Source organism: Pseudophaeobacter sp. 1A09344 (genome assembly GCF_041008745.1).
Classification (GTDB): domain Bacteria; phylum Pseudomonadota; class Alphaproteobacteria; order Rhodobacterales; family Rhodobacteraceae; genus Phycobacter; species Phycobacter gallaeciensis_A.
Map to the genome: position 1 here is coordinate 1 of NZ_JAXGFS010000017.1, position 21,727 is coordinate 21,727.

At 55.6% G+C, this 21,727-nt stretch carries 18 protein-coding genes and 5 pseudogenes; 22 read left to right on the forward strand and 1 reads right to left on the reverse strand.

The genetic code is table 11. The features are described 5' to 3' along the window. Positions 1-127 precede the first annotated feature (127 nt). The 18 genes and pseudogenes from SM765_RS20875 to SM765_RS20960 all read left to right on the forward strand — a co-directional run bounded on the left by SM765_RS20875 (position 128) and on the right by SM765_RS20960 (position 18,910). A complete protein-coding gene (locus SM765_RS20875; protein ID WP_040885919.1) occupies positions 128-706 on the forward strand; it encodes a hypothetical protein in 579 nt (192 codons plus the stop codon). Between the two features lie 549 nt (positions 707-1,255). Beyond that, positions 1,256-2,707, forward strand: a pseudogene (locus SM765_RS20880) (aldehyde dehydrogenase family protein). A 126-nt stretch (positions 2,708-2,833) separates the two neighbouring features. Next, positions 2,834-3,685 (forward strand): carboxylating nicotinate-nucleotide diphosphorylase, encoded by an 852-nt coding sequence (gene nadC / locus SM765_RS20885; RefSeq protein WP_008335572.1) that lies wholly within the window; start codon positions 2,834-2,836, stop codon positions 3,683-3,685. 238 nt (positions 3,686-3,923) lie between these two features. Continuing rightward, positions 3,924-4,427, forward strand: a complete 504-nt coding sequence (locus SM765_RS20890) for a thiamine pyrophosphate-binding protein (RefSeq protein ID WP_170848853.1) — start codon at positions 3,924-3,926, stop codon at positions 4,425-4,427. Positions 4,428-4,534: 107 nt separating this feature from the next. Further along, the gene (locus SM765_RS20895) at positions 4,535-4,717 is read left to right on the forward strand and encodes a hypothetical protein (RefSeq protein WP_200813254.1); all 183 of its coding nucleotides are present in this window, start codon (positions 4,535-4,537) and stop codon (positions 4,715-4,717) included. Then, positions 4,687-5,253: a hypothetical protein gene (locus SM765_RS20900; protein WP_234994837.1), complete on the forward strand. Its 567-nt coding sequence runs from the start codon at positions 4,687-4,689 to the stop codon at positions 5,251-5,253. The genes SM765_RS20895 and SM765_RS20900 overlap by 31 nt, the downstream gene beginning before the upstream one ends. Further along, the gene (locus SM765_RS20905) at positions 5,219-5,725 is read left to right on the forward strand and encodes an NAD(P)-dependent oxidoreductase (protein ID WP_243614727.1); all 507 of its coding nucleotides are present in this window, start codon (positions 5,219-5,221) and stop codon (positions 5,723-5,725) included. Before SM765_RS20900 ends, SM765_RS20905 begins: the two co-directional genes overlap by 35 nt. Positions 5,726-6,035: 310 nt before the next feature. Then, positions 6,036-6,563, forward strand: coding sequence for a MarR family winged helix-turn-helix transcriptional regulator (locus SM765_RS20910; protein ID WP_232237206.1), 528 nt, complete (start codon positions 6,036-6,038; stop codon positions 6,561-6,563). Between the two features lie 327 nt (positions 6,564-6,890). Further along, complete coding sequence (locus SM765_RS20915; RefSeq protein ID WP_008335546.1) at positions 6,891-7,880, forward strand: TAXI family TRAP transporter solute-binding subunit; 990 nt, start codon at positions 6,891-6,893, stop codon at positions 7,878-7,880. A 210-nt stretch (positions 7,881-8,090) separates the two neighbouring features. Further along, positions 8,091-9,935, forward strand: coding sequence for a TRAP transporter permease (locus tag SM765_RS20920; protein WP_008335545.1), 1,845 nt, complete (start codon positions 8,091-8,093; stop codon positions 9,933-9,935). A 482-nt stretch (positions 9,936-10,417) separates the two neighbouring features. Further along, a complete protein-coding gene (locus SM765_RS20925) occupies positions 10,418-11,698 on the forward strand; it encodes a Rieske 2Fe-2S domain-containing protein (RefSeq protein WP_008335543.1) in 1,281 nt (426 codons plus the stop codon). Between the two features lie 118 nt (positions 11,699-11,816). After that, a pseudogene (locus SM765_RS20930) lies at positions 11,817-13,001 on the forward strand (alpha-hydroxy acid oxidase). 101 nt (positions 13,002-13,102) lie between these two features. Then, on the forward strand, positions 13,103-14,041 hold the full coding sequence (locus SM765_RS20935; RefSeq protein ID WP_027246169.1) for a PDR/VanB family oxidoreductase: 939 nt from the start codon (positions 13,103-13,105) through the stop codon (positions 14,039-14,041). Further along, a complete protein-coding gene (locus SM765_RS20940) occupies positions 14,031-15,203 on the forward strand; it encodes a Gfo/Idh/MocA family protein (protein ID WP_027246168.1) in 1,173 nt (390 codons plus the stop codon). Before SM765_RS20935 ends, SM765_RS20940 begins: the two co-directional genes overlap by 11 nt. 11 nt (positions 15,204-15,214) lie before the next feature. Then, the gene (locus SM765_RS20945) at positions 15,215-16,207 is read left to right on the forward strand and encodes an ABC transporter substrate-binding protein (RefSeq protein WP_368981840.1); all 993 of its coding nucleotides are present in this window, start codon (positions 15,215-15,217) and stop codon (positions 16,205-16,207) included. 14 nt (positions 16,208-16,221) lie between these two features. Further along, the gene (locus SM765_RS20950; RefSeq protein WP_008335528.1) at positions 16,222-16,662 is read left to right on the forward strand and encodes a hypothetical protein; all 441 of its coding nucleotides are present in this window, start codon (positions 16,222-16,224) and stop codon (positions 16,660-16,662) included. Between the two features lie 27 nt (positions 16,663-16,689). Beyond that, on the forward strand, positions 16,690-17,625 hold the full coding sequence (locus SM765_RS20955) for a DMT family transporter (RefSeq protein WP_027246166.1): 936 nt from the start codon (positions 16,690-16,692) through the stop codon (positions 17,623-17,625). Between the two features lie 184 nt (positions 17,626-17,809). Continuing rightward, a pseudogene (locus SM765_RS20960) lies at positions 17,810-18,910 on the forward strand (IS3 family transposase). 34 nt (positions 18,911-18,944) lie between these two features. Here the strand turns inward: SM765_RS20960 and SM765_RS20965 are convergent. After that, positions 18,945-19,049, reverse strand: a pseudogene (locus SM765_RS20965) (transposase); the annotation flags it as partial. A 292-nt stretch (positions 19,050-19,341) separates the two neighbouring features. Between SM765_RS20965 and SM765_RS20970 the strand changes: the two are divergent. The 4 genes and pseudogenes from SM765_RS20970 (at position 19,342) to SM765_RS20985 (ending at position 21,685) form a co-directional block, all read left to right on the forward strand. Then, positions 19,342-20,166, forward strand: coding sequence for a universal stress protein (locus tag SM765_RS20970; protein ID WP_234994835.1), 825 nt, complete (start codon positions 19,342-19,344; stop codon positions 20,164-20,166). Positions 20,167-20,466: 300 nt separating this feature from the next. Further along, on the forward strand, positions 20,467-20,622 hold the full coding sequence (locus SM765_RS20975) for an integrase core domain-containing protein (protein ID WP_081288639.1): 156 nt from the start codon (positions 20,467-20,469) through the stop codon (positions 20,620-20,622). A 35-nt stretch (positions 20,623-20,657) separates the two neighbouring features. Further along, positions 20,658-20,915 (forward strand): annotated as a pseudogene (locus tag SM765_RS20980) (transposase); the annotation flags it as partial. A gap of 59 nt (positions 20,916-20,974) precedes the next feature. Then, positions 20,975-21,685 (forward strand): IS6 family transposase, encoded by a 711-nt coding sequence (locus SM765_RS20985; RefSeq protein ID WP_008335478.1) that lies wholly within the window; start codon positions 20,975-20,977, stop codon positions 21,683-21,685. Positions 21,686-21,727 lie beyond the last annotated feature (42 nt).

A 21,727-nucleotide genomic window follows, 5' to 3' on the forward strand; every position in this document is an offset into this window, starting at 1 on the left:
GACTCTCCCCACGAGAGCCCTTCTACTTCACGACACTAAGGCCATAAAGTCATATGGAGTCAATACGACATATTGCAGATAAACACATATTGCGCGATAGTCTGCGCAACTTTTGCGGGAGAGCGACATGAAGCGACAGATGATGGCAGCTGCAATGGGAGTGATGGCGGTGTTCGGAGCCCCGGAGAAAGCGCGGGCCTATGACGTCGACTGCGCCATCATGCTCTGCATGGCGGGAGGCTTCCCCCCGAGCGCGGTCTGCGCGCGCGCCTATCGCACCATGATCCGCCGCATCACACCCTGGCCGAGCCTGCCGCCCTTCGGGGTCTGCACCTTTGCCCATGTGCCGGCCGAACTGGGCGGACCCGGCGGCGAGGGCGAGCTCGACACCAACTTGCCTGAATACGAATGGCTGAACCGGACCCATGTGATCTGGTTCACCGGTCAAGCCTATAGAGAAAGGGGAGGTGATCGGTATTGGGACTGGTCGCTTCGTTCCTGCGACCGAGAGAACCGCACCTGCCGGTACATCCAGCGGGTCTACCGATCCCACACGCCCTGGCCCGTGACATTCATCTCGGAAAGCGGGCAGGAGATTGCCTTTCCGAGCGGCGGAAGTTCCTCGTACTTCTATTTGCGCAGCATCATGGTCGAATACGGAGACTACGAGGGCACGGTGGGTCACTCGGAGTGGTTCTCCTACTGATCCTGGCTGCTTGGCAGCTTTAGTGAAATCGGCCGTACTGTGATACGCGTGTGGTCGTAACTGTTTGGATCCACAAACTGGCGGCGGCTCACGCTTCCATCATTCCAGCGGTAGTCGGTAAACACATGGGTTTCCGCCGTTCCGTTGATGATAAACCCTTCCTGAAAGGGCCAGGCTGTCTTTTTCTTAATCAATTGAATGCCCAGAAAATAATTCAATCCAAGAGAGTATTTACGCGAATAATTAGTGATCTAATATAGCAGATAGTGAGCGTATGGCGGTAATTTGCTTGCTAGTGGAGGGTCCAATATTTCACTTGAATGTTGGTAGCTTGGAAGGCATTAGTCACCCCAGCCGATGCGCTAGCGATCAGCGGCACCCGGTGGGGGGTGCCTGACAGGGCAGCTAACCTGCGTGCCGCCCGGCGAAAACCTTTCATACGCGCAACGATTTCACTTGGCAGGCGATGGGGTTCATTGGTTGAATATATTAGTAATCTAAGTAATCAAGGGCAATCGCGGGAGGAAACGTCATATGCGCATGGTGAATATGGATGCAAACCATGCTCTCTCTGGTAAGGAGCAGCTGTATTGTGGGGGCGCATGGGTTCCGCCAAGCGCAGGAAATTACGAGGAGACTTTTAACCCGGGCACAGGTCAGCTGATCGGATTAGTGGCTGCGGCGACCCGGGCCGAGGTGGACGTAGCGCCTGCGTGTTTGAAGGAATGGCGTGATGTTGCTCCTCTTGAGCGTGCCAGTATTCTGCAGGAAATCGCGGCTCTCTTGCACAAGCGCGGAGATGAGCTTGCGATGATGGACGCGGCCAATTGCGGCAACCCATATACCGAGGTGCGCGGCGACGCGGCCATCGCGGCGGCCCAGATGGAGTTTTTCGCCGGTCTTGTGACTGAAATGAAGGGCGACACGATCCCTTTGGGGCCGGATCGGGTGAATATGACCCTGCGCCAGCCGCTTAGTGTTGTGGCACGTATCCTGGCGTTCAATCATCCGTTCATGTTTTGTGGCGGTAAAGTGGCGGCGCCTTTGGCGGCAGGGAACGCTGTCATCATCAAGCCGCAGGTACAGGCGCCTTTGTCTGCATAGCGCCTGGCAGAGATTGTTTATGGCCTGATGCCCAAAGGCACATTCAACGTGTTGCCGGGTGATCTAGAGGCAGGTGCTGGCCTGGCCGAGCACCTTGGCGCTGCAAAGGTCACGCTTATTGGCTCTGTGTCGGCTGGCCGGGCTGTGATGCGAAGCGCCAGCGCTACGGGCAAACCTGTACTGCTGGAACTGGGTGGCAAGAACGCGCTGATTGCCTATCCCGACAGTGATCCGAAAAAGATTGCGGACGCGATTGTCGCTAGAATGAACTTTGGCTGGTGCGGCCAGTCCTGTGGCTCGATAAGTCGCGCATTCCTGTACGAGGATATCCACGACGAAGTCATTTCCTATCTGGCCGAGTCTGTTGAAAGATATAAGCCGGGCGTTCCGACGGATCCTGAAACCACGATAGGCACGATTGTCAGCCGTGCGCAGTTCGACCGGGTCATGGGTTTCATTGACTCTGCCAAAAGTGAGGGTGCGCGCGCCGTTACTGGCGGTTATGCGGTCACGGATAGTCCGCTGGCGAAAGGCAGCTTTATCGCGCCGACGATTTTTGCGGATGTAACGCCGCAGATGCGTATCGCCCGTGAAGAGATTTTCGGGCCAGTTCTTGCGGTTCGCAAATGGTCGGACGAAGATTCCATGCTGAACGAGGTCAATGCACTTGAGCTTGGGCTGCCCTGTGCAATTTGGACTCGGGATCTGGTGATGGCTCATCGTACGGCTGCACGCGTCGAGGCCGGGTTTGTTTGGGTTAACGAAGTCGGTCGGCATTTCCTTGGTGCCCCGTTCGGTGGGGTCAAGCAATCGGGTATCGGGCGCGAAGTAGGTATTGGCGAACTGATTTCCTTCACCCATGAAAAGAATGTGCATATCAATCTGTCGGGTCAGTGACCCGGTGCGTAGGTAATGTGCGAACGGGGTCTGGGATCCAAAAGCTTTTTCTGTATTGATTGCTTTGGCCGGGATGAGGCCATCCCTTCCTGCCCCTTTTGCAAACCGATAAGGATCTAAAAAATAATGAGCAATGTTGCGAACGTCCCCGATATCATCCTCGAACCCATGGTTCGGAACGCTATTATGGAGGACCTGGGTGCCGCAGGCGACGTGACAACCCGTTCCGTTCTGCCTGAAGGCACGCGCTACAAGGCGCAAATGCGTGCACGGCAGGACGCGGTTGTTTCTGGGATGCAGGTGGCCTCTCTCGCGTTTCGGCTGATTGATCCCAATCTTGTGGTCGAGACTGTCGTGGCGGATGGTACGGCCTGCAAAGCGGGCGATACGTTGATGCGTATAGAGGGATCGGCGGCGTCGATCCTTGCCGCAGAGCGTGTTGCCCTGAACTTTGCCGGACGGTTGTCTGGGACGGCAACCTTGACAGCGTCCTATGTTCAGGAGCTTGCGGGTACCAAGACACGTATCACCTGTACACGCAAAACCACACCGGGGCTGAAACTTGTCGAAAAGCTCGCCATTTTGCATGGCGGCGGCCACAATCATCGGTTTTCCCTGTCCGATGCGATCCTGATCAAGGACAACCATATCGCAGCGGCTGGTGGCATCAAACAGGTGCTGGAAGCCGTTCAACGAAATGTGGGTCACATGGTCGTGGTAGAGATCGAGATCGACGGTTTGCATCAGTTGGACGAGGTGCTTCAGACCGGGGGCGCAGATGTCATCATGTTCGACAATATGTCGACCGAAGACATGGCCGAAGCTGTAAAGCGCATTGACGGGCGGGCGAAGACCGAAGCCAGCGGGAATGTGACCCTTGGCCGTTTGCGCGAAATCGCATCGGCAAATGTGGATTATATTTCCTCCGGTGCTTTGACCCATTCGGCGGGAACCGTCGATTTCGGTTTGGATTTCTGATCCTCTGAGCCGCTCCAGACCGTCTGAAATGCAAAATGCCCGCCCTTTCGGCGGGCAATGGATACCTATTGCGTACGCCTTTCAAAATGGGGCGCTGTTGCATCAACACTTCATAAGGAAAGGTCAAGACACATGACAGACCACAGGCTGTATCAGGTTGAGCGCCCAGTATCGTCGGATAGTTTGGGGGTGTGGGGTAGCGATGTATTTGCGGATATATTGCGAGGTTTGGGGGTGAGTGAAGTATGTTGCACTGAACCCGGGGTCGAGCTTTCGGGGTTTGCACGACAGCCTTGTGAACCACCTTGGCAATGAAGATCCGCAGATGCTGTTGTGTCTGCACGAAGAGCATGCGGTTGCGATTGCGCATGGCTATGCGAAGGTGGCGGGGGAGCCATTGGCGGTGATCCTGCACAGCAACGTGGGTCTGATGCATGGTACGATGGCGATCTTCAACGTGTGCTGCGACCGTGTGCCGGTTCTGATTTATGGGGCGACGGGGCCGGTTGATGCGGCGCTGGAATCGATGTTGCGTGCGGATGTAATCGCGTGGAGCGAACCGAAAGGCCCGACCTATGTGAACTTCGACGTGTCGATCCAGGAAAAGCAGCACGAGAAGGCACCGGAGTTGCCAGATTTTGCGCGTTACCAGCCGTCGCCTCCGGCGGCACCCTCGGCCGAAGGAGTGGCGCGGGCGGCAGATCTGCCGAAGAACGCCAAGGCGCTGGGGCGAAGGTTCTGACGGATATCCGGAACGGGGCGTCCTTCCCGACGGATCACCCGCAGCATCGCGGCAAACCGGCCTTCTTCATTGACGATGCGGCGGGCGCGGTGCTGCGCGAGGCGGATGTGATCCTGAGCCTGGACTGGCTGGATGTCGCGGGCACGCTGAAACTGGCGGGCGATGTGAAGGCGCAGGTGATCCAGGCGTCGCTGGATTATCAGCTGCACAATGGCTGGGGGATGGAGCATCAAGCGCTGCCTGCGGTCCGGATGTTGCGATGCATGCGATTGCCGATGCTCTGGGTGTAGGGGCGGGCGAGATGCCCGGTGATTTACCGATCAAACCTGCGCTGAACGCCCCCGATGCAGAGGTTGAGCTTGATATCATGACGCAGGCCGGGGCGCTTGGCGAAGGTCTGGAAGGTGTCTGTGCCAGCTTTGTGTGTTTGCCGTTGGGCTGGGCGGGCGAGGCGTGGCACTTCCGTCACCCACTGGACTTCGAGGGTTCGGATCGTCTGCGGACCGAAGGCTGGGAGGTCGTTCGCGGCCCCCAGATCACCCTAGGTGTTCCGCTGCGGCTGACGGAGGAACAGCGGCAGGCGCTGCTGTCGGACGTTGCTATCATCGTGGTCAGTTCGCGGTCGGGGCTGAGCGACGCGGATCTGGACGCCTCGCCACGGCTGCGGGCGCTAGTACTTCCAACGATCGGGGTGGGTGCGGGAGATCTGGGAGGCCTGTGCCGCGCGCGGTCTGATCGTGACGAATGGTGTAACGCCCGAGAACTTTTTGGGGATGCCCGAAGCGATAGGGATGCTGATGCTGGTGCTGCTGTACCGGCTGCATGAATCCGAGCGCCTGCTGCGCGAGAATGCGGGCCGACCGCAACAGATATTTGCGCGGATGGTGCGAGGCCGGGCGATCGGATTGATCGATTCGGGGCGGATAGGACCGGGTGATCGAGCGACAGTTGGCGTTCGAGCCGGCACAGATCCGGCACAGATACTGGTGCACGATCCGTTCCTGATACCGGACACCGCACCTACGGGCGTGGGGCTGGTGAAACGCGCTGAGCTTCTGGCCATGTGTGATGTTGGTGAGCCTCCATGTGCCGTTGAACGCGCTGACACGAGGAATGATCTGCGAGGCCGAACTGCGCATGATGAAGCCGGATGCGGTGTTAATCAACACCTCGCGCGGGGTTTCATTGATGAGGATGCGCGGGTGCGGGTGATGACAGCAGGACACCTAGCCGGTGCTAGGCTAGGCGTGACGGAAACCGAACCGCTGCCCGCCCGCTGCGCGGCTTCGACCGGGTGATCCTCCCCCCGCATATCCCGGGACACACCATTGAGCTCTACACCGTCTTGCCCGACATCTTCGTCGAAAACGCAACACGCATCAAGCGCGCAGAAACCCCCAAATCGAAAAATATGGAGAGAAAAAATCGAAAAGTTGTAAGCAGGGTTTGCTGCAAGATTTACGTCGGTTTGCGCGCACCGCATGTCACTAGCTGTAAAAGTAGTGACATTGTTGAGGCTTGCATCTTCGTAAGATGACAGGGATAGTCTCGGACCTGTAGAAGCCCAGAACTGATTTTGGGCAATAGATGTTTGTGGTCTGAGCATACATGAACGAAAAATCTGATTCCGCGTTGAAAGACGACGGTTTGACCCAATATAACGAGCGCATTGCTCGCTTGGTACGTCTTGCGGCAAGAGGGTTTAACCGTGCGTTGCAGCTGCGGTTACAGACGCAAAATGTGACTTTCGGGCAGTGGATATTCCTTCGAATCCTTTGGCAGGAAGATGGTTTGTCGCAACGAGAGTTAAGCGAAAGAGCACATCTGACAGAGCCTACTGCGCATACTGCACTCAGCCGAATGGAAGAGCTTGGATATATTGAACGCCGCAATGTGGCTGGGAACCGTCGTCGTCAGCATGCTTTCCTCACGGAAAAAGGTTGGGAGTTGCGGGAGCTCCTGGAGCCTTTGGCACACGAAGTGAATAACGCCGCCATCAGAGGCCTGAGTGGTGCCGAAGAGAAAACATTGCGCAAGGCCCTTGCTGTAATGATTCGAAACCTCGAAGATGATGAGGAAAAAGCTGCTTTGAGCGGTGTCCGCGTCCCACCGACCAGAAGTAACCTTGGATCCTGAAGGTCTCTTTAGCTTCATCTGCGATAGCCGGGCCTTTTAGGCTCGGGTGATTCCGTTGGGCTACTTCCGCTGAGATGTATGGTTTTGGGGAAGCTCTGAGAGAGTTCGGAATAGTCTTGTGCTAGGCCTTGGGCGTGCTGCAACCTTATGTGAGTAGGGGTTTGGATGCTCTGCGAGAGCGTTCAAGCCATTCGCAGTTCTTAACCTAAATTTTTGGACGGTGTCTCGGTTTCGATCATGGTTGACGCAAAGTTCGGTTTTTAATAATGATCTATAAGATAGATATCTAAATTTAGAAATCTATGATAATATGACAGGGAGGAAACCATGAAAAAGCAAATCAAGGCTGCCGTTGCGGCGCTGAGCATCTCCGTTATCGGGACCGGCGTCATGGCGGACAGCGTCAACGTCACGTTGTCCGGGGGGAGTCCGTCAGGTCTTTGGTCGCTGCTGGGCGCAGGGATCGACCGGGCTGTGAAGGTTGACGATGCAAGCGGTGTCGTGACCTACCAGGCCACTGGTGGCGGTTTCGCAAATATCGGTCTGCTGGGTGCAAACCGGACCGATCTGGGTCTGGCCCATGATGCAGAAATCAAGCTGGCGCTAGCGGGTGATGAGCCGTTCAAGGCGCCCATCGAGAACCTTCAGGCAATCGGGTACATGTACAACTGGGCCCCGATGCATTTCTTCATCAAGAAGTCTCTTGCCGAAGAGTATAACATCGACAGCATCGACGACTTGGCGAAGTCGGGCGCTGCAATCCGTGTGGCGAACAACAACGCAGGTAACATCGTGGCCAATATTGCCACTTTCATGCTGGAAGAAGCAGGCTATGACGAAGGAACGATTGAAGCGAATGGCGGCGTTCTGGTGCGTGGCGGTTCGTCCCAGCAGGCAGACCTGATCAGCGATGGCCGTACGGATATGGTGATCAACGGTATCTTCGTTGGGCACTCGTCGTTCCGCAAGGTTGATGAAGGCAACGACGTTGTTCTGCTGAGCGTGCCTCAGGATATCATCGAAAAGACCAATGAGCGTTTTGGCACCGGGACCTACGTCATTCCCGCCGGAAACTATAAGAACCAGACTTCCGATGTTATCACGCTGGCACTTGGCGCGATGGTAATCACCTCTGATGCCTTGCCCGAAGAAACCGGTTACATGCTGGCCAAGAGCATTGCCTCGAACATTGATGAAATCCGCGGCGTTCATAACGCAATGAAACAGCTCTCAACTGAGTTGCTGGTTTCGCAGAGAACGCTGCCGTTCCACCCGGGCGCGAAGCGCGCCTACATGGAGCTGGGGCTTCTCAAGTAAGCCTTCGGAAAACAATGCCGGTGCGCTGACCAAAGCGCACCGGATTCGTTTGCAAGAGTGCCTCTGTCGTGCTCTGGCCGTGCTGATCACGGGCAGTAGGATGATTTTGCGCACTCAAAGCTGACCAAACCTCACAAACATGGAAATGGTGCCAGCATGAATTTCCCTTCTCTTACCGAAACTGGACGCCGTCGGAAGCTAGAGCCACCCATGCGGACCGTCGTCATGGTTCTGGCCGCGGCGTTCGCGGCATGGGTGATTCACTCTAATCTGTTCATTATCGCAGACCCGCTCATTCAGGGGATCCTGTTCGTATCCGGGATTTTCACGATTCTCTTCTTGGCGATTGGTGCAACCGCGAAAGCGCCAGATAGCATTCCATTTTATGACTGGATGTTGTCTGCGCTCAGCTTGGCCTGCGGGATTTACTTCTATGTAAGCTCTGGCGAGATTTCGGACCGTATCAGCCTGCTGGACCAGTTCACGACGGATCAGTTGTTCTTTGGGTCGTCACTGCTGTTCCTGACCATCGAAGCCACGCGCCGGACAACTGGCTTGGGGCTGACAGGCGTTGTGATGCTGTTCCTGATTTACAACCTTTTTGGCTATCTTCTGCCGCCGCCGTTCGGGCATCGCGTCAGCGAGTTCAGCTATCTGCTCGATATTCTGATCTTCACCACAGATGGGTTGTTCGGTGTCCCGCTTCAGGTTGTGGCAAGTTACGTCTTCCTGTTCGTGATGTTCGGGACTTTCCTTGCCAAGGCTGGGGGAGGGGACTTCTTTTTCAACCTGGCGGCTCTGGTCACCGGGGGCGCACGAGGCGGCCCTGCAAAGATCGCCATCATTTCGTCGGGTCTGTATGGAACCATGTCTGGTAGCCCAACCTCGGATGTTGTGGCCACGGGGTCCATCACGATCCCGGTGATGAAGCGCTTGGGCTATAAGGCCCGGTTTGCGGGTGCGGTTGAAGTTGCGGCGTCCACGGGGGGCAGTGCCATGCCGCCGATTATGGGTTCGGCTGCCTTCATCATGGCAGAGTATTCGGGTATCTCGTACAATGCGATCGTGCTTGCCGCGCTTATTCCTGCGTTGCTGTACTATATGGGCGTGTTTACCCAGGTGCACTTCCGCGCAGTGAAATACGATCTGCGGCCTTCTCAGGATGAAATCCCGACGACGAAGGAAACGTTCAGAACCGGCTGGGTTTTCTTGCTGCCCATTATCGGGATCATTGTGGCGCTGATACTTGGCTATTCGCCGACCTTCACCGCAGGTGTCGGTGTTCTGGTGACAATCCTTGCGTCGATGATCCTCAAGCAAACGCGGATGTCGTTGTGGGCAATGGTGGAAGGCCTTGGCACAACCACCCTGCAAATTTTGCCTGTCGCTGGGGCATGTGCTGCTGCTGGTCTGGTTATTGGTGGCCTGTCTATGACAGGATTGGGGATGAAATCGGCTAACGTGATCCTGACGGTCAGTAATGCGCAGCCGCTGTTGACGCTAGTGATTGCTGCTGTGGTGACCATTGTGCTGGGCTTGGGTATGCCGACTCCGAGTGCGTATATTCTGGCGGCTGTGCTTGTCGGCCCCGCTCTTTCCAAGCTGGGTTTCCCTCTGCTGCCGAGCCAGATGTTCCTGCTCTACTATGCAATCCTGTCTGCTCTGACGCCGCCAATCGCTGTGGCTGCAATCGCAGCGTCTGCGATTGCTGATGACGATCCATTCAAGATCGCATTCTCGGCTGTGCGGCTTGCAATTGTTGGCTTCCTTCTGCCGTTCGCTTTTGTCTGGAACCCCGGCATCGTTCTTGAGCTTGGTCCGTTGGCAAATACGCTTGCTGTTATTGGTGCCGTTGCTGGTGCTCTTGCAGTCTCGGCGTCAATGGAAGGCTTTATCAAAACCCAGCTCAGCTCGTTGGAGCGAGGTCTCCTGACGATTTTTGCAATTGGCGCGGTTAGCCCGTACTTCGCGGTCTCAATTGTGTGTACCTTGCTTATCATCGCTCTGGTTGGACGACAGGCCTTGTTGAAGGAAGAAGTCCCCGCAAGCGGGTAACGTCAGCCACGTGTAATGTGCTGAATGCGAATCCAAAGTGGCCGCCAGGTTTGGCGGCTACTTGCCGTTTTGACTGAGAGACGGAAAAGTTTCAGGCCGCGTCTTTGGTTCCAATCGCGGTCTGTTCGGATGACTGTCTGCGGGCTTTTTTGCCCAAGAGGTTATTGATCAAAATACACTTCGGTGATTCTGATCGATGCAGGGAGCTGCGCAAGCGGGGTGTACGAATCCCGAGGCCATAGAACAACCAGAGAGGAACCGGCAGAGCAGATCTGTATGAACACAAGGCCCGATCATGCGCGGAATAATACCAATTGCTCGCAAACCCATAAGTAGTTTTATTTACGTGGGTTTTTCTTACTTGTGAGGTGAAGGGAATATCGCTCTGACCATTGACAGACTAAACTTAGAGAGCTAAGAATAATGGCGTTTCCCAATAAAATTTCGCAAATTCTGATGCGGCGACCTGTGGAGGAGATTCAATGCTTACACCTGAAGAAAATGAACTGCTGACGCGCGTGACCGGTGATGCACCGATGGCACGTCTTATGCGTCAGCACTGGACCCCTGTATGCCTGATTGAAGAAGTGGAAGAGCCCGACGGCAAGCCGCTTCGTGTTGAGGTGCTCGGGGAAAGCTATGTAGCGTTCCGCGACACCAAAGGGCGTCTTGGCCTGCTTGATGAACTTTGCCCGCACCGCAAGGCATCGCTGGTCTATGGCCGGAACGAAGAATGCGGGCTGCGGTGTCTGTATCACGGGTGGAAAATGGATGTTGATGGCAATGTCGTTGCCATGTCTTCCGAACCCGAAGGTAGCCCCCTTATGGATAAGGTGAAGCATCGCTCTTATCCTGTGAAAGAATGGGGTGGTTTCGTTTGGGCCTGGCTGGGTGACAAAGAAGATATGCCTGAATTCCAGCCGCCGGCGTTTGCCCCGCGCGAGGATTCGGCGATCGCTATCCTTAAAATCCGCATTCCCGCAAACTGGGCGCAGATCCACGAAGGTCAGATCGACAGTGCCCACTCGTCCTCGCTGCACTCGTCGGACATGGTTCCGGCCCGCGTGGAAGGTGCTGCTGCCGATGAAAAATCCTGGTACCGTCCCTCGACGGACAAGTCTCCGCGTATGCAGACAGAGACAACCAGCTACGGGTTCCACTATGCTGCAATCCGTACGCCGATCAAAAACGCGGCGACCCATAACTATATCCGTGTGACCGAATTTGTTGCGCCCTACTATTCGTTGATCCCACCGAACAACAACTATCGTGTGGCGGCCGTTATCGTGCCGATCAATGATGAAGAGACCGCGTTCCACTTCATCGCTTGGGATGGCCCGAATGTGCCGTCGACCGAAGAATGGCGCAAGTTTACCCATGCTGTTCCAGGAGTGGATGTTGACGACAAGTGGCGCTGCCTGCGGACTGTCGAGAACGACTTCTTGCAAGACCGTGATGCCATGAAAGAAGGTAACTTCACTGGGATCAAAGGTATTCCGAACCAAGATATCGCCATGTGGGTGTCGATGGGCGCGCGCGTTCAGCGCCATACCGATGTGCTTGGTGCTTCGGACCTGGCTATCGTCGAGTTCCGTCGCTTGATGGCGGATGCCGCCAAGAAAGTGGCAGAGGGTGGCAAAGCAATCGGCACCGATTATGAAATCCCGCAAAGCATGATCAACTCTCATGAAGGCGTTTATCCGAAAGATGTGGATTGGCGCACCTTGCTGAATACTTCGGGCAAAACAGCCGCAGCTGAATAACCGGTCCGACGTTTGCAAACAGATCCGCCCGGGGCCGCATAGACCTTGGGCGGATTTTGATTCTGGCCCTGAGCATGGTTGGTGGCCATGTTGAAATTGGCAGGAGGCAGGAGGCCGGATGCGGCAAGAAGTAAACATCGAAGATTTTCGCACCCGAGCCAGGCGGAGTTTGCCCCGTGTGGTATTTGATTTTCTGGATGGTGGTGCCGAGAGCGAAATCACGCTGCACAGGAACCGTAGCGCATTTGATGATATCCGACTCAAGCCACGTATTCTCAAGGGTGGGGATGTCGATCTCTCTGTCACGCTGTTCGGTCAGAAGTATGCGGCGCCTTTCCAAATCGGACCAACCGGCCTGAACGGGCTTTATTGGCCAGAAGGGGACTTGCACCTTGCAGCCGCAGCAAAGCAGGCCGGGGTCGCATTTACGGTTTCGACAGCGTCAAACACGACTATGGAAGAAATCGCGTAGAAAAATAATTGGCCACTTTGGTTTCAGCTGTACCCATGGGGCAAAGAAGCATTTTCCAATGCATTGATCGAACGGGCGTCGGCTGCGGGCTACAGTGTTCTTGTAATCACTGTCGACTCGTTGGTGGGTGGCAAAAGAGAGAGGGATTTGCGGCATGGTTTCGCGCATGAAATCCGCATGAGCCCCTCTGTCGTATTGGACGGATTGTTGCATCCGAGATGGTTCAAATCCGTATGGCTGAGCCAACATAGGCCGCGACTGCAAAATCTGGCGGCCTTTTAGGGGGATGATGTCAGCGACAAGGCGCTTGCCGAATTTACGCGGGCGCAACGAAACCCGAATTTTTCCTGGGACGATGTAAGGCGTCTTCGGAAGCTGTGGCAGGAGCCACTTGTGATTAAGGGGATCATGTGTGCTGAGGATGCAATGGCCGCACAACGCGAAGGCGCTGATGGGGTGGTTGTTTCCAACCACGGTGGCAGGCAGCTTGATGGAGCTCCGGCGACGATTGAAATTCTTTCAGAGATTGTGTCCGTCTTGGACCAACATATGACAGTTTTGCTTGATGGTGGTGTTCGGCGCGGCAGTGATATCGTCAAGGCGCTTGCGTTGGGGGCGGACGCTGTGCTGCTGGGCAGGGCACCTCTTTACGGCCTGGCGGCGCGGGGGCGTGCGGGGGTTTCCAGCGCGCTTTCGATTCTCGAAGACGAGATGCGCAGGACCATGATTTTTACGGGATGTCATGGCGTTTCGGACCTGTCTGAAGCAGGGGTTGTCATGTCGGCCAAGGATATTGGCGGACGAGAAGACCGTTTAGGGCCAAATATGTGATTTCTAGACACAATTAGCGCGTGGCTGGGCGGTGCGTCCAGTTGACATCTTGAACTTAGCTATCTAATTATATTTCGGAAGCGAACGGACGGGAGGACCCCATGGAGCAGATCAAAATGCGCGTCGAAAAACGGCGCGATCTGACACCTACTATTGCAGAATTCACTTTGGCTCCGGTTGGCGGCGAGTCCCTGCCAGAGTTCAACCCAGGTGCACATATCACGATCGAGACACCATCGGGTGCTATGCGCCGATACTCTCTGGTAAATGATGGGAGCGACCCAAAAGAATATGTGGTCGCCATCAAGCGAGAGCCGCAGTCGCGCGGGGGGTCTGCCTCCATGCATGAGCAAGCTGTTGTCGGGACAGAGTTGAATATCGAGCACCCGGAAAACGATTTCCCGCTGACGGATGTGCAGAAATACCTCTTGATTGCCGGCGGTATCGGTATCACGCCAATCTATTCGATGGCGCGTTATCTGGATAAGAAAGGTAAGATGCTTCGGATCATTTACGTAAGCCGGAGCGCGGAAGAATCGGCCTATCTTGATGAGCTGATGAAAGATTTCGAAGGCCGGATCATCGTGCACCACGATGACGGCGATCCGAACGCTGTCTATGATTTCTGGGACGATCTGGTGACGCCGCGCGCGACCCATGTCTTCTGCTGCGGACCCAAACCGCTGATGGAAGAAATCAAAGCTTTCTCGGGTCACTGGCCCGAAGGCCGTGTCCACTTCGAGGATTTCAAGCCTGTTGATGTGGTTCGTCAGGATGACGTTGCTTTCGAAGTCGAGCTGAAGAAAAGCGGCCAAACGGTTACTGTTCCTGAGGATCGTTCTATCCTCGAAGCACTGCGTGATGCTGGCTTCGCAACAAGCAGTTCTTGCGAAAGTGGCACGTGCGGTACTTGTAAAACCCGCCTACTGGAAGGCGAGGCAGATCATCGTGATATGGTGCTGATGGAAGAAGAAAAAGGCAGCCAGATCATGATTTGCGTTTCGCGCGCCAAATCCGGGAGGCTGGTTCTTGACCTCTGATCCCGTTCGTCTTGGCGTGGCGGGGCTTGGGCGTGCTTTCATGCTCATGGTGCCTTCGTTTGATGCCGACACCCGTGTGAAGCTGACGGCTGCCGCCGCCCCAAGGGAGGAAAGCCGCGACGCATTCGAAAAAGAGTACGGTGGCACAGGGTATGCCACCGTCGAGGAATTGTGCGCAGACCCTGACGTTGAGGCCATTTACATTGCGACGCCGCACCAGATGCATGTGGATCATGTGTTAGCTGCGGCGCGCGCGGGCAAACATATCCTTGTCGAAAAGCCGTTGGCCGTTTCGATGGAGGATGCCGAAGTAATGGTGTCCGCAGCCAAGGAGGCTGGGGTGCATTTGATAGTTGGGCCGAGTCACAGTTTCGACCCGCCGGTTGAATTGGCCACGCAACTTATTTCCAGCGGAAAGTTCGGTCAGTTGCGCATGATCCAGGCCTTTAACTATACGGACTTCCTCTATCGTCCGCGTCGCCCGGAAGAGCTGCGAACCGAAGAGGGTGGGGGCGTGCTGTTCAGTCAGGCGATCCACCAGATTGATGTGGTTCGCAGGCTTGCCGGCGGCATGGCCGAAAAAATTTATGCCATGACGGGCGCATGGGATCCCAAGCGCCCGACCGAGGGCGCATTCACTGCACTGATGAATTTTGCCGGGGGGTGTGTCGCGAACATGACGTACTCGGGCTATGCGCATTTCGACAGTGATATCTGGATGAACAATGTCGGAGAGCTTGGACAGCGTAAATCAGAAGGGGCTTACGGTGGAGCAAGGCGTGCTTTGCTGGATCTCAACCCTGATGACGAGGTCCGGCTGAAAACTACACGAACATTCGGCAGCGGCACGACGATTGAGGCTGAACATAACGAACATTTCGGTCCGGTGATCGCGCTTTGTGACCGTGCCGATCTGCGACTGACCCCGGATGGGATAGAAGTGTTCGGTGACACCGAACGCGGCTTTATCGAAGCCAAATTCGGACCGGCACCACGCAGAACCGTTCTGGATGCGCTGGTGGATGCCGTGCGTCATAACAAGGCCCCCGACCAAACAGGGGAATGGGGGCTGGCAAGCCTGGAGGTTTGCCACGCGATCTTGCAATCCGCAGAGACCGGACAAGCGGTCGATCTTCAGCGGCAATGTAAAACAAATCACTAGGAGCCGACAGGATGAGCAATCTCAAACTTTCCCTTGCAATGGGTAACTATGACCGCACACGGGCAATCGTGGATGGGCGTGTTCAGATCGACGGAGTAGACCCGGTTCCGATGCTGTTGTCGCCGGAAGAAATGTTCTTTCGCGCGTTCCGCCACGAGGCTTTCGATATCAGCGAGATCTCGCTGTCGTCCTATTCGATTTCGGTTGCCCGAGGGAATCCGCATTATGTGGCAATCCCGGTCTTCCTGAGCCGTGCGTTCCGTCACACCTCTGTCTATATCCGCACGGACAAAGGGATTAACAAACCAGAAGACCTGAAGGGCAAACGTATCGGTATCGCCGAATATCAGCTTTCAGCTAACGTTTGGGTGCGTGGTATCCTGGAAGAGGAATATGGCGTTAAGCCCTCGGATATCATCTGGGTGCGCGGCGGCATGGACACACCCGGCCGGCCTGAAAAAATCAAGGTTCAGTTGCCCGATGACATTCGTATGGAGGAAGCCCCAGAAGGTAGCACGCTGAACAGCATGCTTGAAGCGGGTGAAATTGATGGCTTTATCGGGCCGCGCTGGCCGCGTTGCTTTGCTGAACGTCATCCGCATGTTGGGCGACTGTTCGTAGACAGCATTACAGCGGCGGAATATTACTTCGAGAAAACCAAAATCTTCCCGATCATGCACGTACTGGGCGTACGCCGGAGCCTGGCAGAAGAATACCCGTTCTTGCCCGCGGCATTGCTCAAGGCATTTACGCAGTCAAAACGGTTGGCCGAAGAGGCCCTTTCGGACACATCTGCCACCAAGGTGACGATGCCCTTCGTGGAGGACAATCTCAACCGTGTCCACGCGCTGATGGGGGATGACCCTTGGAGCTATGGCGTCAGTGGAAATGCGCATGTGCTCAACAAGTTTTTGGACTACCACGTAAGCCAGGGCTTGTCGCCGCGCCGTGTGGAGATCGAAGAGCTGTTCCATCCGTCGACCCTGGAAGCCTATAGCCTGTAAGAGGAATGCCGAGAATGGAAGATTATCAACCTGGCGACATTGTTGAGATCGAAACATCTGCTGGTTTGGCTTATGTGCAGCTTACGCATACGCATCCCAGCTATCCCCCGGTCGTGAAGTTCTTGAAAGGCCCATTCCAGAAACGGCCCGAAGCTGTAACCGTTCTGGCACGCGAGGCCTCGCCCATCGCGATGGTGCCTTTGAGTGGTGTTCTGAAAAAGCTCGGGCTGAAACACGCCCGGGTGGGTACGGTTGAAATTCCCCGTGCTGAAAGGGAGTTCCCAATTTTCAGAATGCCCATTCGGGATAAGAAGGGCGAGATCATTTACTGGTGGTTCTGGGATGGCAAGGGGCTGACATACACGACAGAGCTTATGCAGCAGCAGGAAAAGCTGCCCATGCGTGAAATCATGTCGGCAGAACGCTTCCTGGATCAGCTTGTCGCGGATGAATAGCGCCGCTCTTGTTGCCCGATTAGACCAATGACTGCTGGCTTTGGTGGTCTGATGGCCGCGTTTGGTGCGTTTTGTTATGCGCTTAGCTCGGTCGCAATTGCCAAAAGCTCTCAATCCGCCCAAGGGCGCGGGAATGATGTTCTGCTGTCAGTGTTGATGACAGGTTTCGTTTCCGGTGCCCTTTGGCTGGTTTGGGGGCCAGAGCTGCCTTCTGTTAGCCAGCCCGTACTGATCGGGGTGGCCTATTTTGTGCTGGCGGGTGTTCTGGGGAATGTGGTTGGCCGCCTGACGTTGTTTCGGTCGGTGGAGCTGGCTGGCGCGATCGAGACAGGCTTCATCCGGCGTCTGATTCCTGTTTTTGCAGCGATTTTCGCATTTCTCCTGCTTGGAGAGGTGATTACGACTTCTATTGTGATTGCGTTTATTCTGGTGACAGGTGGCGTGTTGATCATGATGACTCGCAAGTCCGCCAAGGCGGTATCGACCCTGGTCTCTACGGAACCTTCGCCACAGGACAGGACCAAGGGTCGGGTTTTGGCGCTTGGCTCTGCTGCGGGTTATGGTGGCTCCTTCGTAGCGCGCAAACTCGCGATGCAGACCTTGCCTGATCCGCTGGCCGGGGTGTTCATTGGTGCGTTGACGGGATTGGTATGGTTCGTTGGGTGGGGGCTTTTTCGATTGCGTGGCCGGGTAGGGCTTTCATGGAGGTTGCATAAGCCAAGCGGGTGGCAATTGCTGGCTGGTGGTGCGATGACAATCGGACAAGTCGCACTGTTTTTCTCGTTGATGTTCACCAGTGTGACCGTCGTTGCCATCATGTCATCTATCGAGATGTTCTTTGCAGCCTGGCTTGCTGGGCATATCTTCAAAACCGAAAGACGGCCTGGCCCCAGGTTCTACATTGCGGCTGCTCTGGCTGCGACGGGGGTCATCATCCTTGCGATTGCTCCGACGCTTGAGTGAACGCCGAGGGACGGTCAGCTATGTGAAAGGTTGCTGATCAGCTTGTCCATCGCCGCAAAGAAGACGGTAAGTTCGTCTTCGTCAAATCCCTGGGATGCTTGATTTGTTGCAAGGCGGGCCGCCTGCATTGATCCTCGCACACTGAAGTGGTCCGCCGTTATGTTTAGGAAAATGGAGGATCAGAATGGCTACGAAGAGACACAAGCCGGAAGAGAATGTCACGAAGCTGCGGCAGGTTGAAGTGCTTGTCGGGCAAGGCATGTCCCGGGTGGATGCGATCCGCAAGGTTCGCATTACAGAGCAGACTTATTATCGCTGGCGCAAGCAGTACGGGGGTATGGGAACCGACCGGCTCAGGGAACTGAAGCGCCTCCAGAAAGAGAACGAACGGTTGAGAAAACCCGTCTCGGATCTGACGTTGGACAAGCTGATCCTGGCGGAGGCGCCAAAGGAAAACTTCTGAGCCCCGCTCGCTGCCGTGCCTGCATCGATCACGTCCGCACCCGGTTCCATCTGTCAGAGAGACGCGCCTGCCGTGTCCTGGGGCAGCACCGATCCACACAGAGGAAAGTGCCGCATGGCCGTGCCGATGAGGAGCGTCTGGTCGCGGACATGATCGAACTGGCGCGGCAGTATGGCCGCTACGGCTATCGTCGGATCGCCGCTTTTCTGAGACATGCGGGCTGGGAGGCGAACGACAAGCGGGTCGAGCGCGTATGGCGGCGAGAGGGGCTGTAGGTGCCAATGAAGCAACCGAAGAAGGGACGGCTCTGGCTGAATGACGGATCCCGTGTCCGGCTGCGCCCTGAGTATCGCAACCACGTCTGGAGCTATGACTTTGTCCACTGCCGGACGCTCAACATCCTGGACGAGCATAGCCGGGAATGCCTAGCGATCAAGGTGAAGCGCAAGCTGAACTCGGATGACGTGATCGATGCCTTGAGCGACCTGTTCATCATGCGGGGTGTGCCGTCTTACATCCGGTCTGACAACGGCCCGGGGTTCGTGGCTCAGGCCGTTCAGGATTGGATCAGGGCCGCCGACGCCAAGACTGCCTACATCGCGCCCGGGTCACCTTGGGAGAACGGCTACTGCGAAAGCTTCAATGCCAGGTTCCGCGATGAACTGCTCACGGGAGAAGTCTTCTACGGCTTTCGGGAAGCGGAAATCCTGATCGAGCAATGGAGGAAACACTACAATACCAAACGACCACATAGTGCCTTGATATCGCCCACCCGCCCCGGAAACCATCGCTCTGATGGACCCGAGACCGGTCATGCACTAACAATCAAACCGGACCACGCAGGTGGGGCTGATCATGAACTGATCCCATGCTCTCGGCACACAACCGCCTTCGAAATGTCGCTCTCCTGCTTCTTCAGGATCGCGATGATCTGTTCTTCGTTGAACCGTGATCGCTTCATTCTTCCGTCTCCTTCGTTGGGACGGATTCTACCTCAAAACGGAGGAGGAAACGGGTCTCAGGTCAGACATTCCGTTCCTCGACGAGATTGAAGCGAACAAGAAAGGGTGATCAAGCATCCTGCACTCCTCATGAAGCGGAATGTAGGGCTTGTATCACCAGGGGACTGGGCAGCTTGCTTGCCCAGTCTTTTCTTTGTCGGGATGCAGGGCGTGTACTGTTCCTCATAAAATCATAGACTTCTAAGATTGTGATTGCTAGTTTGCCTATGAAGTTCGAATTGTGAGGATAAAATGAGCATCAAGAACATCCTTATTGCACATTCCGGTAGCGCAGGCTTCCCAAGCAGCGTTAAGCACGCGGCAAAAATCGCCGCAAAGCACGATGCATGGCTGACTTGTGTCTATGGGAACGCATCCTCGTATTTCGAGCATGTTCTTGGTTTGACAGAAGATCTTCTCGACAAGCTTGGCAGTGCAAGAAACGAGAAAATTGCAGCAGCACGTGATCTGTTCCAACAGGCGGCTGCCGAGGCAGGCCTTGCAGAGCGGTCCCGCTTTATTATGCCGAATGAGATTGGCAAAATGAACTTGCCAGAGCTGGCGCGAAATTTCGATTTTGTCGTTACCGGCTATCATTCCAACCTGCCAACAGATGAGTTTCGGGCCGTCAGCCCGGATATGATGTCATTGCAGAGCGGCCGACCCGTTCTTGTGGTTCCGAATGGATATTCTACGGATCAGCTTGCATCGCATGCACTTGTCGCATGGGACGGAAAGCGTTCTGCGGCCCGGGCGCTCAACGATGCAATGACGATCCTCGAGGAAAAGCGGCGTCGGGTGACAATACTAAGTGTTGGGTCTAGCTTTCCGAAAATGCCGGAGGGGGCGGATATCTTGACGCATCTGAAGCGTCATAATGTCGACGCAGAGCATGTTACCCGTCCAAAAAGCAAGGGCGGTATCGCCGAGGTTATTCAAGAGACGGCCAGAGAACTGGGCGCAAAGTTAATCGTGATGGGGGCGTACGAACATAGCAAGTTCTCTCAAGACCTTTTTGGTGGTGTCACGCATGAGGTAACGAGGACCAGTAAAGTTCCGGTTTTTATGTCTCACTAGTACCCTGGCGAGGTATTTTGAGGATTGGTGTCGCTTCCTGCCGGGAATAGTTGTCAAAACTTCGTGGCGGGGCATGGCAATATCAATCACCGCCAAAACGGGCTCGGCCTGTGCAATACTGTTACCGGCCATGGTCGGTCTGCCTTGCGGTGTAGTTTGTGCAAAACCACTGTAGGGACCTGAAACCCGGCTATGATCGCCTACTGCGCAATCTGTGGGCTCCGCAGGCAATCATAGCCTTCAATCAGCGCTGTTCCGAAGGTGTTACGGAACGGAGTTCACCAGCCGGGCCATCCTGAGATGGGCCGACCACAATGCCATTCCCTGCACTACATTGACCCCGGCAAGCCACGACAGAATGCGTTCATCAAGTCATTCAACGGCAGCCTGCGTGACGAACTTCTGAATGAGGAGATATTCGACATGACCTGCCCCCCGCGAAATCCCTCACCGTGATGTAGAGTCTGCGCCAACTCTGAAGGAGCAGACACATGCGAAAGAGCCGTTTCACCGAGGCGCAAATCATTGGGATGATCAAAGAGCAGGAGGCCGGAATGCCGACGGTCGAGGTATGCCGCAGGCATGGCCTGAGCACCGCTACGTTCTACAAACTGAAGGCCAAGTATGGCGGGATGGAAGTGTCCGAGGCTGCAAGGCTGAAAGCGCTTGAGGATGAGAACGCCAAGCTCAAACGCCTGCTGGCGGACACCATGCTGGATAATGTCGTGTTGAAAGATCTTTTGGGAAAGAACTGACGACATGGCATTGCCAAGTTGATCACGGGGTTCCGTCGGGATAGGCGGTCATCATGAAAACCGTGCCGACAATTCGACGCCTGAAGGGCTTTCGTTTTCCCCGCGAGATCATCTCCTATGCCGTCTGGGCTTACCATCGGTTTGCGCTGAGCACGGCAGATGTCGAGGATCTGCTGGCCGAACGCGGCGTGATGGTCAGCCGGGAAACCGTCCGGAACTGGGTGAACCGGTTTGGCCGCCATTTCGCCGATTGCATCAAGCGCGACAGGCCGGGCGCCAGTGACAAATGGCACTTGGATGAAGTCGTTGTTCCGATCAATGGCGTGAAGTTCTGGCTTTGGCGGGCAGTCGACGCGAATGGGAATGTGCTCGACATTCTCGTGCAAAAGCAACGTAATGCAAAGGCCGCCAGCCGGTTCTTGAAGCGGCTGATCGACCGGTTTGGCGCGCCGCGGGTCGTGATCACCGACAAGCTGCGCAGTTACATCAGGCCGATCCGCAACCTCGTGGCGAATGCTGATCATCGGGCGCACAAGGGCTTGAACAACCGGATCGAAGGATCCCATCGGCCAACCCGCAAGCGAGAGAAACTCATGGGGCGGTTCAAGTCACCCGGACAGGCTCAGAGATTTCTGGACGCACATGACCAGATCAACATGTTCTTCCGTCCCCGCCGCTATCGTCTTACCGCCACATCGTACCGCCACGCCCGATCCGATGCCTTTGATCTTTGGAACGGCTACGCACTCGAGATGACCGCATGACGGGCGCGGAGCAGGCCGCATTCAGCCGGGTGCAAATAAGTT

Bases quoted from the DNA above. Each gene is read 5' to 3' on its own strand.
- SM765_RS20910 (WP_232237206.1), top strand. From the start codon at position 6,036: ATGAACGAAAAATCTGATTCCGCGTTGAAAGACGACGGTTTGACCCAA.
- SM765_RS20985 (WP_008335478.1), top strand. From the start codon at position 20,975: ATGAAAACCGTGCCGACAATTCGACGCCTGAAGGGCTTTCGTTTTCCC.
- SM765_RS20905 (WP_243614727.1), top strand. From the start codon at position 5,219: ATGCTGATGCTGGTGCTGCTGTACCGGCTGCATGAATCCGAGCGCCTG.
- SM765_RS20920 (WP_008335545.1), top strand. From the start codon at position 8,091: ATGCGGACCGTCGTCATGGTTCTGGCCGCGGCGTTCGCGGCATGGGTG.
- SM765_RS20925 (WP_008335543.1), top strand. From the start codon at position 10,418: ATGCTTACACCTGAAGAAAATGAACTGCTGACGCGCGTGACCGGTGAT.
- SM765_RS20950 (WP_008335528.1), top strand. From the start codon at position 16,222: ATGGAAGATTATCAACCTGGCGACATTGTTGAGATCGAAACATCTGCT.
- SM765_RS20945 (WP_368981840.1), top strand. From the start codon at position 15,215: ATGAGCAATCTCAAACTTTCCCTTGCAATGGGTAACTATGACCGCACA.
- SM765_RS20975 (WP_081288639.1), top strand. From the start codon at position 20,467: ATGGGCCGACCACAATGCCATTCCCTGCACTACATTGACCCCGGCAAG.
- SM765_RS20900 (WP_234994837.1), top strand. From the start codon at position 4,687: ATGCATGCGATTGCCGATGCTCTGGGTGTAGGGGCGGGCGAGATGCCC.
- SM765_RS20970 (WP_234994835.1), top strand. From the start codon at position 19,342: ATGAGCATCAAGAACATCCTTATTGCACATTCCGGTAGCGCAGGCTTC.
- SM765_RS20915 (WP_008335546.1), top strand. From the start codon at position 6,891: ATGAAAAAGCAAATCAAGGCTGCCGTTGCGGCGCTGAGCATCTCCGTT.
- SM765_RS20935 (WP_027246169.1), top strand. From the start codon at position 13,103: ATGGAGCAGATCAAAATGCGCGTCGAAAAACGGCGCGATCTGACACCT.
- SM765_RS20875 (WP_040885919.1), top strand. From the start codon at position 128: ATGAAGCGACAGATGATGGCAGCTGCAATGGGAGTGATGGCGGTGTTC.
- nadC (WP_008335572.1), top strand. From the start codon at position 2,834: ATGAGCAATGTTGCGAACGTCCCCGATATCATCCTCGAACCCATGGTT.
- SM765_RS20955 (WP_027246166.1), top strand. From the start codon at position 16,690: ATGACTGCTGGCTTTGGTGGTCTGATGGCCGCGTTTGGTGCGTTTTGT.